The following is a 14,735-nucleotide window of genomic DNA, read 5'->3' as shown; positions in this document are numbered from 1 at the left end:
AGTTGTTGATTAAGGCATGGAGTTATTGGTTGCTGTACGATTTATCGTCCGGCTGCTGATGGCGCCATTGCTTTGTCTTGAAAAATAGTCCGTATGTCATGCAATATTTATTCATATCGCCGGTTTGCCTAAATAGTATACATTGTTTACTTAAATAATGCACGCCTTTTCTTCAGGGGTATCTTATTTTTGCGTTATCGAAAACAGCAGGAATAAAATCTGATAGTTATGAAACATCCGTTATTTTTATTAATCTTATTATTGTTTTTCCCAACTGGAACGATGATTGCAGCTGACGGTGGAACTGCTCTTCCGGCTTTTCCGGGAGCTGAAGGATTCGGAAGATACACTGTCGGAGGAAGAGGGGGTAAGGTATATCATGTTACCACACTCGAAGATGGAGAGCAGGAAGGAACTCTCCGATATGCTGTAAATAAGAAAGGGGCACGTACCGTGGTGTTCGATGTTTCGGGTAACATTTTTCTGAACCGTCCCCTGCAAATAGTGAACGATAGCCTGACCATTGCCGGACAGACAGCTCCGGGGCGTGGAGTATGTATTGCACGTTATCCGGTAACTATCAAGGCAGACGATGTTATAATCCGTTATGTACGCTTTCGGGTTGGCAACGAAAACAAGGGAGAACCCGACGGACTTGGAGCTACCGATCATCGCAATATCATTGTAGACCATTGCTCCATCAGCTGGTCGGTAGACGAAACTTGCTCTGTATATGGAAATGAGAATACTACCGTACAATGGTGTATCATCTCAGAAAGTCTGAATAACGGAGGGCATGCCAAGGGAGCGCACGGATATGGCGGTATAGTAGGAGGAGATCATGCCTCGTTCCATCATAATCTCATGGCACATCATGTGAGTAGAGTTCCGCGTATGGGACCTCGTCCGGGAACACAGACCAGAGAGTATGTGGATATCCGTAACAATGTGTACTACAACTGGGCTGGCAATGGCTGCTATGGAGGCGAAGGAATGAAAGTCAATATCGTGAATAATTATTATAAACCCGGTCCTGCTACACCTCATAACAAGGTGCGTTATCGGATTGCTTCTGTCGGTGTGCGTTCTAAAAAATATTGTTATAACAAGAAAGGGGAGCCCAACATCTGGCATCCCATGCTGCATGTGTGGGGAAAGTTTTATGTGGACGGTAATGTAGTAGAAGGCTTTCCCGAAGTTTCAGCCGATAACTGGACGAAAGGTATATACGAACAGCTTGATACGGCAAGTGCCGACGGATACTTTTCTTCCGTCACACGCGATACGATACGGCTGAAAGCTCCATTGGAAGCAGGTATTGTTACCACACATACAGCTGCCGAAGCCTTCGAGAAAGTGCTGGCTTCAGCCGGATGTTCCAAATGGAGAGATGAAATCGATGAGCGGATTGTAAGAGAAACTCGTACCGGTACGGCGACTTATATGGGAAGCATTGATAAAAAGGCTGCCAGTTCGCCTGGCATAATCGACTTGCCCGAGGATGTCATGCCTGAAGGAGCTTCATCACCATGGGTGGACCTTTCCGACGGAAATACCGATTTGCAGGCTCTTCTGGATACTGATGGTGACGGTATGCCCGATGTGTGGGAAAGAAAACACGGATTGGATTCCGAGAATCCGGCAGATGGATCAGCAGTAACGTTAAGTCGTGAAGGATATACCAATCTGGAAGTCTATCTGAATGAAGGCTTATAATCGGATATAAGATATGAAACAATAGATGTGAATATATATAAGGTGGGCGCTTTTTATTTGTTGGGGTGTATATGATGAATATCGTTTAATTTAATTGAAAATCAACACAGTACACAATCTCTATATAATTTGGAAGGCAAACTGATATGCTTATGAAAATGTAATGACAGAAAGGTTTAAGCACCCCGTTGATAGTGTCGGATACGACAGAAAATTTTGTACCACAGCCCGTTAAAGGATGCCTTCATAATCCTTTGCGCTTCTTGGAATTTCTTTGGAAATACAGGAGCGCGAAGGATTTTTTTTTGAAAAATACGGGCAGAAGTTCTGTAAAACATCAGCATTTTTTGGGGAAAACATGAGCATCTTTTAGAAGAAACATCAGCATGTTTTGGGATAAGGTTTCAATGTCTTTTATGGTAACTTACTTAGTCTTTCAGATAATTTAATTAAAATCTGTGCAGCATTTAAGTGAAAATTTCTTTTCTTTATAGAACAATGTTATGTGAAACCAAACTATATGCGATATGAAGAAAGTACATTTGATGAGCTGGCTGATACTGTTTTTCAGTTTGTTTCCATCTGTATTGCAGGCACAGAGTTATAATGAACTTTGGAAAGAAGTAGAAGCAGCCCAAAAGAAGGACTTGCCGAAAACGGTTATTGGTGTAGTTGATAAAATATACACTAAAGCAAAGAGTGAAAAGAACATCCCTCAGATGATGAAGGCCTATATTGTGCGTGCTGAATCACGCATCCAGCTTACTCCGGACAGTGCACAGGCAGAGTACGATGGTATCCGGAAATGGGCAGAAAGCGAAACAGATAGGGTGGGGTGTGCTGCACTGAATCATGTAATGGGTAGCCTGATACTGGATAATCAGCAGTTGGGTACGGAAGATGATGCAATACGGTATTTCCGTCTTTCGCTGAAAGACAGAGAGGTACTGGGTAAGGCTTCTGCCAAGGATTTCCGTCCGATGACAACTTCAGGCGAGCTGAGTGAAAAGTATCTGGATGATAATATGTTCGACTTGCTTTCCCGGCAGGCAATTGAACGTTTGTCTGTTTATCGTTTTAATTCCGACAGACTGAAATGTGTGTCGGAAGCATTGTCACTGTACGACGGACTGATTGCTTTCTACGGTGAAAGCAACCGTCAGGCAGCTTTACTGACTAAGGAAGCCCGTTTGTTGTACTGCTGGGAAGGGGCGGGAAGTAGCATCGTACGTGAAGCGCTGACCCCGGAGCAGGTAGCGGAGGAATTGCGTAAGCTGGCAGAAGAATACAAGGATCTGCCTGTCTGTGCCGATGTATATGTAAAGCTGGCCTATGTCTATCGTATGAACAATGAACTGCTTAAGTCGGTTGAGGTGGCACGAGAAGGAATTGAAAAATATCCTAAGCACGAATGGGTGTCTCAGTTGCGTTCATACATTGATTTTGCTTCCAGTCCGTATCTTTCAATGAATATACCTTTTGTATATCCCAACTATGAGGCGGATATGAACCTGACGTATGCCAATCTGAAAGGAGTGTCTTTCGAATTGTATCGTCTGAATATATCTCCTGCTTCTTCATTGATTCGCGGCAATCTGAAGGAAGAAACGTTGATACAGAATTACGGTACAAAAGTGTCTTCACGTTACTACGCTTTGCCTTCTACCCCCGATTACGAGAAGCGTGATACGGTATTGCATTATACATTGCCCGAAGCGGGAATTTACATGTTAAAGCAAATTCCTCAAGGGAGTGCGAAAGGTATTGATTATTCGTTGTTGTTTGTTTCTCCTTATCAGTGCATCAGTATTCCTGTGTCAGAGGGACGCAAGGAGCTTGTTGCTGTAGATAAACTGACGGGCAGACCAGTTCCGGGTGCAGAAGTGGTTACGTATCGGTCGAACGGAAATGAATACAATGTGCTTCAGGTATATAAGACCGATGGTAAAGGCAGTGTTACGGTAGATGTTCCCCGTTCGGGCAGGATTTATTACAATGTCCGTATGGCAGGAAATGATTTCACTGCTATTTCAAGTATAGGAGGAAATGCTTCGTTTGTCAGAGAAACAGTGCAGGGATGGAAGAAGAAGGTAAATCTGTTTACCGACCGTTCGTTGTATCGTCCGGGACAGAAAGTATATGTTTCCGGTATGGTTTACGAACAGAACGGTGATTCTCTTCGTGTGATAAAGGGCGAAAAAAGTTCTCTGAAACTGTATTCTTCCGAGCGTAATGTAGCCGAATATACCGTATCGACAGACGACTTTGGCGTATTGTCGGGTGAATTTGTGCTGCCACAGAACCTGCTTCCCGGTACTTATTATGTGTCGATGGATGGAGCTTCTGCCATTATCAAGGTAGAGGAATACAAGCGTCCTACTTTTGATGTGGTCTTTACTCCGTACGAAGACACATATAATATGGGCGATTCCATTGTGGTGAAAGGAGAAGCAAAGACATTTGCCGGAGCACCAGTCCGTATGGCAAAGGTAAAATATACGATATCCCGTTCGGAATATATGTGGTTCCGTATGGGAGGTATGAATAAGGTAGAGTTGGATAACGGTGAGGTGCAGACGGATGCTGATGGAAATTTTAGTGTCCGTGTGGTGCTTACTGCCCCGGAAACAACCGGAAGGGATATGCTGGAGCACCGTTATTATGTATATGAAGTACAGGCAGAGGTAACCGATGGAGCGGCTGAAACACAGACAAACACCTTGTCACTTCCGGTGGGTAAGCAGTCGTTGGGCTTGCAGATACGCGGACTGTCGGGTATGGTCATGCGTGAGAAACAGGAAAAGGTGCAGTTTATGGCATTGAACCCGAATGGAACTCCTGTACAGACAGAGGTCGCTTACCGTGTGTTTGCATTGGATAAAGCGGGCAAGAAAGCCGGATTGCAACTGGAAGGCAAGGCGGAAGCTCAACGTTCGTTTGTTCCTTCCGAATTGCTTGCATTGCCTTCGGGCAGATATCGCATTGAAATTTCTGCAACGGATGCGCAGGGACGAGTATGTACGGCAGAGCAAGATTTTACATTGTTCTCGCGTCTGGATACACGACTCCCGTATCCTGCTGTCGACTGGTTCTATCAGGATGGAACCGAGTTTAACGAATCGGCTCCGGCAACCTTGTATGTGGGAACCAGTGAAAAGAATGTGTATCTGCTGGTCGATGTGTACAGTGGAAGCAAACGGATAGATTCTCAGCGATTGACACTGAATGATGAAATCAAGAAATTCAGTTATCCGTATCGGGAGGTGTATGGCGATGGTATTACCGTAAACTTTGCTTTCATGCGGAACGGCAGCCTGTATAGCAAGCAGGCGACAATCATCCGGCTGGAACCGGAAAAGAAACTGACATTGAAGTGGGAAACTTTCAGAGATAAGTTGCAGCCGGGCAATAAGGAAGAATGGAGCATGCATATTACAGATGCGGCCGGAAATCCGGTGAAAGCTAATGTGATGGCATCCCTTTACGATGCTTCGCTCGATAAGCTGTATCAGCACGACTGGCGTTTTAATCTGTGGTTCTCTCGCCCTGTTCCATGGATTTATGCAGGTATGTTGTCGGCAAACCAGGGAATCGGCATGTTTGCAGGTTTTCCATACGTAAGGACATACACCGGACTGAATCTGCTGAATGGTGAGTATAGTTCTTTGCTGGTCTTTTCCGGAAATGTTTATATGAGAGGCATCAATCTGGCTGGCACATCAACCCGTATTCTGGCGAAACACGATGCCGGAAATGCCGTAGAGGTGAAATATCAGCCTGTCATGACTGTTGAGGAATCGGCGGTAGTCGCCTCTCCGGATATTGTATCGTCCGGCTTTAAAAAAGAAAGCGGCAGTGCTGGTGTAGAAGAAGTCTTGCAGATTGTAGAAAATGATGCAGCTGTCGAAGGAACAGATGGTAAAGAAACGATGATTCCGGTGCGTGAGAACTTTGCCGAAACAGCCTTTTTCTATCCGAATTTGCGGACTGATTCACTGGGTAGGGTAAGTATCGTCTTTACCGTACCGGATGCATTGACCGAATGGAAGTTCACAGGACTGGCGCATACACAGGATGTCGATTACGGCATGCTGACGCAGACCGTGAAGACGAGCAAGCCATTTATGGTGCAACCTAATATGCCGCGCTTCGTCCGCAAAGGTGACCGAACCGTTATTGCTGCTTCGCTGGTCAATCTGTCGATGGACAAGATTGAAGGGAATGCCGGTATCAAATTATACGATCCGGTGACAGAAGAAGTGGTTTACGATTATCAGCAACCGTTCAGTGTGGCAGAAGGAACAACGGGAGTCGTACGGTTTGACTGCCAGATTCCTGATAAATATGATATGGTGGTATGCCGGATTACGGCCGAGGCTGGAGAATATAGCGACGGCGAACAGCATTACTTGCCGGTACTGACCGACAAGCAGTGGATGACGGAAACCATTCCTGTCCAATTGAGTGGAGAAAGCATGACGGAAGTCGGAACCGAAGACTTGTTCAACAAGCAGAGCAAAACGGCTACCGAACGACGGCTGACAGTGGAGCTGACTGCAAATCCCGACTGGTATGCTGTTCAGGCGTTGCCTGTTATTGGCAATCCGGCAGAAGAAGATGCATTGTCGTGGGCAACTGCCTATTATGCCAATTCACTTGCTGAGGCTATTGTGAAGGCAAATCCCCGCATCAAACAGGTGTTTGATACCTGGATTGCTCAGGGGGGAAGTAAAGAAACGCTTTTGAGTAATCTCGAACGTAATCAGGATCTGAAGAATCTGTTGCTGGAAGAAACTCCGTGGCTTTCCGAAGCAATTGAGGAAGGTGAGCAGAAACGGCGTATAGCCTTGTTGTTCGATCTGAATTCGATGGACAACCGCCTGCGTACTTCGGTAGAACGTTTGCAAGAACTGCAACTTTCCGATGGCTCATGGAGCTGGTATAAGGGTATGACAGGTAGCCGGTATATTACAACGCAGATAGTGGAGATGCTGGCACGTTTGCAACACATGAACGTGACGCTCGACGGAAAGGTCGCTCCGATGTATACACAGGCTTTGCGCTATTTGCAGAACGCAGTGAAAGAAGATTATGAAATGATGAAGAAGGCGGAAAAGGAAGGTGCGAAAAACCTTGTTCCCAACGGGCAGGTGGTACACTATCTGTATGTTTGTGCCCTCGACGGGCAGGCTGCTTCGTTGGCAGATAAACAGATAAACGCCTATATGACGGATAAGCTGGAAAGCCGTTCGGCTGAGTATTCTATCGGTGAGAAGGCGATGATTGCTCTCATTATGCAGGCTGATGGCAGAAAGCGTCAGGCTCAGGAACTGGTTCAGTCTGTTAAGGAGTATACGGTAAGCACGCCGCAACTGGGAGTCTATTTCGATACACCGAAAGCACCTTATTCATGGAGCAATTACAGAATCCCTGCACAGGTGGCTGCTATGGAGGCTATCCGGCAGATTGCTCCCGATGCGGATATGCTGGCCGGTATGAAGCTTTGGCTGCTCAAACAGAAGCAGGTTCAGGTATGGGAAAGCGGTATTGCAACAGCAGATGCGGTGTATGCTTTCTTGAATGGCTCCGGTAAGCAGTTACAGGTGAATGGAAAGATGAAGGCAGTAGCCGGTAATATCGAGGTACGTACTCCGGACGATGCTTTAGGATATACCCGAAAGACGCTGACCGGAACGGATACTCGTGTGGAACGTGTTGTCGTATCGAAGTCGGGAACCGGTATAGGCTGGGGAGTTGTATATGCGCAGTATCTGGAGGATATGGATAAGGTACTTCCGGCAAAAGGTAACGGCGTTTCAATAGTACGTGAGTATTGGCTCGACGGTAAGCAGGTTTCGCGGAAGACTGCCTTGCATGCTGGAGATAAACTGACTGTACGACTGACGGTAAAGGCTGATCGCGACATGGACTTTATCCGGATAAAGGATGAGCGTGCGGCATGTATGGAACCGGAAAACCTGTTGTCCGGCTATCATTGGAACAACGGTCTGGGATATTATCAGGTGAACCGGGATGCTTCGACCGAACTCTTTATCGACCGGATGCCGAAGGGTACATATATGCTGGAGTATGAAGTTTATTTAGACCGTGCGGGAAATTATCAGGCTGGTGTGGCAACCATCCAGTCGGTTTATGCTCCCGAGTTCAGCGGACACACAGGAGGACAATCTCTGACAGTAGAATAATTCATTAGAAAACAGTACAGGCTGATGTATTTTCCATACTGGAAAAATCTGCATCAGCCTGTATTTATTTTTACCACTGTATCGGCAAATTTATATTAATTCACCACCAACCTTTGTTCGTCTTTGATTTTCTCTTTATCTTTGTTCACTCTAAACAAGTAACACACTGAAAGATGAAACGCATTTTATTTCTATTCAATATATTGTTTGCCGTAGTTTTGGTTGCTCAGGCACAGCCGAAAATAACATTCGACAAGAATGTGCAGGAGTTGGGATATGTGCTTTGGCGCAATCCGGTGACCATTACTTATAATTTCACGAATACGGGTGACAAACCGCTGGTTATTTCGAAAGTAACTTCTTCCTGCGGCTGTACGGAGGTCGACTGGACTAAGTTTCCGATACCTGCCGGTGGAAAAGGTACGGTAACAGCCGTTTTCGACGCAGAGGCTATCGGACATTTCTATAAAGAAGTCGGTATTTACTGCAACGCTTCTTATCGTCCTATTTATCTGGAATTTAATGGTGAAGTAACAGCCGACGCCAGAAATTATTCGTTTACCCATCCTTTCGGGTTTGGTGCAATCCGTCTGGACAAAGATGAAATAGAATTTAAAGATGTCAATAAAGGCGACCATCCTGAATTTAGTATTCTGGTTGCCAATACATCCAATAAAGCTTATTCTCCGGTGCTGATGCATCTGCCTCCTTATCTGAGTGCAAAGGCAGTTCCCGAAGTGCTGGGAAGAGGTAAGAACGGTAAGATTATCGTTACGCTCGATACGGAAAAACTTCCAAAGTTCGGTATTACCCGTACATCGGTGTATCTGTCACGCTATCCGGGCGATAAAGTGGGAAGCGACAACGAAATACCTGTATCGACAGTCTTGTTGCCGGATTTCTCCGGACTGACCGAACAGCAGAAGAACAATCCTCCGCAGATTTCGCTTTCTACTACACAGTTGGAGTTCCCTCCGCTGAAACCGAAACAGAAAAAATCACAGAATGTCATCATTACCAATACGGGAAAGACCGATTTGGTTATTCAGGATATGCAGGTGTTCAACATCGCTCTAGCCGTCAATTTGAAGAAAACGGTATTGAAGCCGGGTGAATCTGCCAAGCTGAAGATTACCGTACTTGGTGAGAATCTTTCGCGTGTGAAAGGTACTCCCCGTGTACTGATGATTACCAACGACCCGAATAAACCGTCGGTTACCATTCGGGTAAAGGCAAAAATCGTACAGCCTTAAGATCTCTCGTAAGGCTATTATTATCAACTTAAAATACTAAGACTATGGAACACCCTGAGAACAGTGAGGAGTACAAGGGATTGACTGTTAACAAGGGTATCGAACAACCCTCCAGTATAAATCCTTATTTGAACCTGAGAAAGAAACCCAAGCGCCGTCAGTTTACCGTAGGCGAGTACGTGGAAGGTATCGTAAAAGGCGATGTAACCGTACTTAGTCAGGCTGTCACGCTGGTAGAGAGTGTGAAACCCGAGCATCAGGCAGTCGCACAGGAGGTTATCGAAAAATGTCTGCCGTATTCAGGCAATTCTATCCGTGTGGGTATCAGTGGTGTTCCCGGAGCGGGGAAGAGTACGTCGATTGATGTATTCGGCCTGCATGTACTGGAACGTGGAGGTAAGCTGGCTGTACTGGCTATCGACCCGAGCAGTGAGCGTTCGAAAGGAAGTATTTTGGGAGATAAAACCCGTATGGAAAAACTTTCCGTTCATCCAGATTCCTTTATCCGCCCCAGCCCTTCTGCCGGTTCGCTGGGTGGCGTAGCCCGTAAAACCCGTGAAACGATTATCTTGTGCGAAGCAGCAGGTTTCGATAAAATTTTTGTCGAAACAGTGGGAGTAGGACAGAGCGAAACAGCCGTTCATTCGATGGTGGATTTCTTCCTGCTGATACAGCTTGCCGGAACAGGAGATGAACTGCAAGGTATCAAGCGTGGTATAATGGAGATGGCAGACGGTATCATCATCAACAAGGCTGATGGTAATAACATCGAGAAGGCAAAGCTGGCTGCTGCTCATTTCCGCAATGCACTGCATCTGTTTCCGGCTCCTGAATCGGGGTGGACACCACAGGTGCTGACATATTCAGGTTTTTATGGCATCGGAATCAAGGAGATCTGGGACATGGTGTACAGTTATATCGACTTTGTGAAGAAGAACGGATACTTTGATTACCGCCGCAACGAACAGGCTAAATACTGGATGTACGAAACGATAAACGAACATTTGCGTGATAGTTTCTACAACAATCCGGCTATCGCTTCGATGCTTACAGCTCAGGAACAGGAGGTATTGCAAGGAAAGGCTACTTCGTTCTCGGCTGCGAAAAAGTTGCTCGATACATATTTCGGTAATCTTTGATTGCTGGGCTTGCGACGGAGTACATAATTTCTCTGAAAATTTTTGTACGAACTTGCTGAACTTTTGTACAGAAAATAAAAAAACATCGAGATATTTTGGGCAGAAATTGCTGATATTATAGAAACTCTTTCTGAAGGTCTTTTTTAAAAGCCTTTGGGAAGAGTTTTTTTATTGTTATCGCTGTGTGATAAATTCATCAATAGGTTGATTCTCAGTTGTATTTAAGGCTTTGAAAACTCTGTTGTATCAATGAATAAATCAACTGCTATATTACAAGCAACTATGAGCTTTCGAAAATGTTTTGTCGGACAGCAATGTTTTATTATGCGTTGATCACAGCAAAATCTTCATGGATACTTGGGTTTTATTACAATTGACTTGGTAGGAAATTTACTTTTTTCAGAAAAAAACTACAGAATATTTGGTTTATAAAATAAACTACTTTGTATTTGTAATGTGATAGAAAATAGGAATAAACGCGCGGATTTCTATTTTTTTTGCAGTGGTGGTTTATAAAACAAACTGTTTTATCTTTTAAAAATGTAAGGAGTATGGAAGAAAAGAAGATGTTTACAGAAAAAGAAAGTCTGGAACTGATTTCCCAGATGATTCAAATGACGAAAGAAAATTTGGAACGGGGTAGTGGCAATGTTTTTCTGATTTATGGATATGCTGCAGTAGCGCTTTCTGTAGTTGTATATGCAGCCGTGTATATCACAGGCAGACCGTTGTGGAACGCCTTGTGGTTTTTGATGTTTATTCCTGCCATTGTTATGAAAGTACTTCAGGTTCGTAAGAAACCTTCTGTGGTAACACATATGGATAAGATGCTTGCTCATACCTGGTGCATCGTAGGATCGTTGTTCGGACTGACTGTTGTGGCTATGCTACTGATAGGTATGGTGATTGGTTCGTGCAATTTTGGCTTGATGCTTCCGCTGTGTTTGCTATATGCGGGTATAGGAACTTCGATTACCGGTCTGATTGTTCGGGTTCCAGCCCTGGTGTATTCACCTCTTGTTGCCTTTTTGGTTGCTGTCTATATGCTGATGGTACTGACAAATGGCGGTAGAGTGGCTCCGGAATGGAATCTATATTTCGGTTTTTCTTTCTTGCTTATGATGGTGATACCAGGACATTTGTTGAATAAAAAAGCCGCTGCTTATGCTTGCTGAACTAGATCCGTTGATACACTCGCAACTGCGTCTGGCGATTATGTCTATCCTATTATCGGTAGATGAGGCCGACTTTGTGTACTTGAAAGAGAAGACTGAATCTACTGCCGGTAATCTCAGTGTGCAACTGGATAAACTGAGCAAGGCGGGATACATTCAGGTAGAGAAAGAGTTTGTCGGAAAAAAGACTCGTACATCGTGCCGGATTACAGAAACAGGCAGAAAAGCGATGGAAGAATATATAAAGGCACTGAAGACTTATCTGGATTTGTAGGATAAGAGAAACACGTTCGGAAAGAAGAAAAGGTAGAGGCCGGAATTCCAATTCAAGAAAGAAGAGCTATTGGTTTAGATGAGTGTCCGATAAACATATATGAATATGAGCTTATCAGCATTGTTCCTGTAGATAACCTGCATAGCTGAATTCTGTAGGATAATTGCTTGTTCATCAATACTCTATCTTTGGATTGAAGATTCTTGTCAGACTGCAATAATTGATTTGTACGCTAACCATCCTAATCTGTAATAAAAAAGGTTCTATCACCCCATAGCGGGAAAATGATAGAACCTTTTTGTATTTTATTTTTGTAATTTACAATCAGAAGCCAGCCAGGCTTACAATCTTGTCGACTGCTGCACTAAGTCCGTCAGGATTCTTACCGCCGGCAGTTGCAAAGTGAGGCTGACCACCACCACCACCTTGGATCAGTTTGGCAGCTTCGCGAACCAGTTGTCCGGCATTCAGTCCGGCCTTCACCTGATCGTCGCTCATGGTAACAGTAAGCAACGGCTTGTTTTCGAATACGCTACCAATTACTACGAACAAGTTTTCAGGGAACTGTCCTTTCAACTGGAAGGCAATATTCTTGACTGCGTCAGCTGGCATCGGAAGAACAGCCTGAATAACTTTCACACCGTTGATTTCTTTTGCACCTTCAATCAGCTTGTTCTTTACAGCAGCTTCTTTTTCCTTCATGAATTCTTCCATCTGTTTCTTCAGACCGGCATTTTCTTCGATGTATTTCGAGATAGCGGCTTTCAGGTCGGGAGCGTTGTTGAACAAAGCTTTCAGATCGTTGATAGCATCTTGTACAGTATCGAACATTTCTTCAACCTTCGCACCTGTAACAGCTTCGATACGGCGTATACCGGCAGCAACAGAGCTTTCTGAGATAATCTTCACCATACCGATCTTTCCAGTTGCCGATACGTGAGTACCACCACAGAATTCGATAGATGAACCGAACTGTACGACACGTACTTCATCGCCGTACTTTTCGCCGAACAAAGCGATTGCACCCAGTTCTTTTGCCTTTTCGATAGGCAGGTTACGGTATTCAGTCAAAGGAACGTTTTCGCGGATTTTAGCATTAACCAGATGTTCTACTTCGCGAATCTGTTCCGGAGTTACTTTCTGGAAGTGAGAGAAGTCGAAACGCAAAGAGTCAGGAGTAACAAGAGAACCCTTCTGTTCTACGTGAGCACCCAGTACCTGACGCAATGCTTCGTCCAGCAAGTGTGTACAAGAGTGGTTGGCTGCACAAGCTGCACGTTTGTCTGTATCTACACATGCCATCATCGGAGCTTCCAGATGTTCCGGAAGTTTCTTTGCTATATGGATAGGAAGATTGTTTTCCTTCTTGGTATCGATGATATCGATAGTTTCGAATTCGCTTACCAATACACCGGTATCACCTATCTGACCACCACTTTCTGCATAGAACGGAGTATCGCTCAATACAATCTGGTAAAGTGTCTGATTCTTCTGTTTAATCTGACGGTAACGCAGGATGCTTGTTTCGTATTCAGTATAGTCGTAACCTACGAAAGTTGTTTCTCCTTCTTTCAGTGTAACCCAGTCGCCTGTTTCTACGGCAGCAGCATTACGTGCGCGTTCTTTCTGTTTCTGCATTTCGGCTTCAAAGCCTTTTACGTCGGCAGTCAGACCATTTTCACGCAAAATAAGTTCAGTCAAGTCGAATGGGAATCCGAATGTATCATACAGTGTAAATGCGTCTACACCGCTGATTTCAGTCTTACCGGCAGCTTTAGTTTCAGCCATTGTCTTGTCGAGCAGACGGATACCTGTTTCCAGTGTACGGAGGAATGATTCTTCTTCTTCCTTCATAACTTTCTCGATCAATGCCTGCTGTGCTTTCAGTTCAGGATAAGCACCACCCATATTTTCAATCAGTACAGGAAGCAGCTTATACATGAATGCTTGTTTCTGTCCGAGGAAAGTGTAAGCGTAGCGAACGGCACGGCGCAGGATTCGGCGGATTACGTAACCAGCCTTTGCATTAGACGGCAACTGTCCGTCGGTAATAGAGAAAGCGATGGTACGGATATGGTCGGCTACTACGCGCATAGCTACGTCTACCTTTTCATCGTCGCCATACTTCTTGCCAGACAAATCGCCGATTGCCTTGATGATAGGCTGGAAAACGTCAGTATCGTAGTTGGATGTCTTGCCTTGCAAAGTACGTACCAGACGTTCGAATCCCATACCGGTATCGATAACTTTTGCTGGAAGCGGTTCCAGGGTTCCGTCAGCCTTACGGTTGTACTGCATGAACACCAGGTTCCAGATTTCGATAACCTGCGGATGATCTTTGTTAACCAATTCACGTCCCGGAACGGCAGCCTTTTCTTCAGCCGAACGCGAGTCGATATGAATTTCTGAACAAGGACCGCAAGGACCTGTATCACCCATTTCCCAGAAATTATCGTGTTTGTTACCGTTGATGATGTGATCTTCTGGGAAGAATTGTCCCCAGTAGCCTGCTGCTTCGTCATCGCGGGAAATACCTTCGCTCGGGCTTCCTTCGAATACGGTTACATACAGATCTTTCGGATCAAGTTTCAGTACGCTTACCAGGTATTCGTATGCCCAGCTGATAGCCTCTTTCTTGAAGTAGTCGCCGAAAGACCAGTTACCCAGCATTTCGAACATGGTATGATGGTATGTATCGTGACCTACTTCTTCCAGGTCGTTATGTTTTCCACTCACACGCAAGCACTTCTGTGAGTCGGTTACACGTTTGTATTTTGCAGGATGGTTACCCAGAATAATATCTTTAAACTGGTTCATACCTGCATTGGTGAACATCAATGTCGGGTCGTCTTTGATGACCATCGGTGCTGAAGGCACAATCTGATGTCCTTTCGACTCAAAGAATTTTACAAATGAGTCGCGAATTTCGTTTGCTGTCAACATAATGCTTATAATGTCTTGTAGTTAATATT

The 14,735-nt window shown here is 44.8% G+C and carries 7 protein-coding genes; 6 read left to right on the top strand and 1 reads right to left on the bottom strand.

What is annotated here, in order from left to right; genetic code table 11:
• Positions 1 to 228: 228 nt before the first annotated feature.
• From ACDG22_RS16090 to ACDG22_RS16065, 6 genes are all read left to right on the top strand, one after another.
• The gene (locus tag ACDG22_RS16090; protein ID WP_022125538.1) at positions 229 to 1,716 is read left to right on the top strand and encodes a pectate lyase family protein; all 1,488 of its coding nucleotides are present in this window, start codon (positions 229 to 231) and stop codon (positions 1,714 to 1,716) included.
• 527 nt (positions 1,717 to 2,243) lie between these two features.
• On the top strand, positions 2,244 to 7,922 hold the full coding sequence (locus ACDG22_RS16085) for an alpha-2-macroglobulin family protein (protein ID WP_370858969.1): 5,679 nt from the start codon (positions 2,244 to 2,246) through the stop codon (positions 7,920 to 7,922).
• A gap of 173 nt (positions 7,923 to 8,095) precedes the next feature.
• Positions 8,096 to 9,175, top strand: a complete 1,080-nt coding sequence (locus ACDG22_RS16080) for a DUF1573 domain-containing protein (RefSeq protein WP_278963735.1) — start codon at positions 8,096 to 8,098, stop codon at positions 9,173 to 9,175.
• 44 nt (positions 9,176 to 9,219) lie between these two features.
• Positions 9,220 to 10,314, top strand: a complete 1,095-nt coding sequence (meaB, locus tag ACDG22_RS16075) for a methylmalonyl Co-A mutase-associated GTPase MeaB (RefSeq protein ID WP_007571537.1) — start codon at positions 9,220 to 9,222, stop codon at positions 10,312 to 10,314.
• A 551-nt stretch (positions 10,315 to 10,865) separates the two neighbouring features.
• The gene (locus ACDG22_RS16070) at positions 10,866 to 11,489 is read left to right on the top strand and encodes a hypothetical protein (protein WP_270668930.1); all 624 of its coding nucleotides are present in this window, start codon (positions 10,866 to 10,868) and stop codon (positions 11,487 to 11,489) included.
• Positions 11,479 to 11,763 carry a winged helix-turn-helix domain-containing protein gene (locus ACDG22_RS16065; RefSeq protein ID WP_007571535.1) on the top strand — a complete coding sequence of 95 codons (285 nt, stop codon included), beginning with the start codon at positions 11,479 to 11,481 and terminating at the stop codon, positions 11,761 to 11,763. The genes ACDG22_RS16070 and ACDG22_RS16065 overlap by 11 nt, the downstream gene beginning before the upstream one ends.
• A 324-nt stretch (positions 11,764 to 12,087) precedes the next feature.
• Here the strand turns inward: ACDG22_RS16065 and alaS are convergent, their stop codons facing one another.
• Complete coding sequence (gene alaS, locus ACDG22_RS16060) at positions 12,088 to 14,706, bottom strand: alanine--tRNA ligase (protein ID WP_370858968.1); 2,619 nt, start codon at positions 14,704 to 14,706, stop codon at positions 12,088 to 12,090.
• Between the last annotated feature and the right edge of the window lie 29 nt (positions 14,707 to 14,735).

The organism is Phocaeicola coprocola (assembly GCF_041333015.1).
Classification (GTDB): Bacteria; Bacteroidota; Bacteroidia; order Bacteroidales; family Bacteroidaceae; genus Phocaeicola; species Phocaeicola coprocola.
Note: the sequence above shows the minus strand (reverse complement) of the source record. Positions and strands in the feature narration are given on the sequence as shown.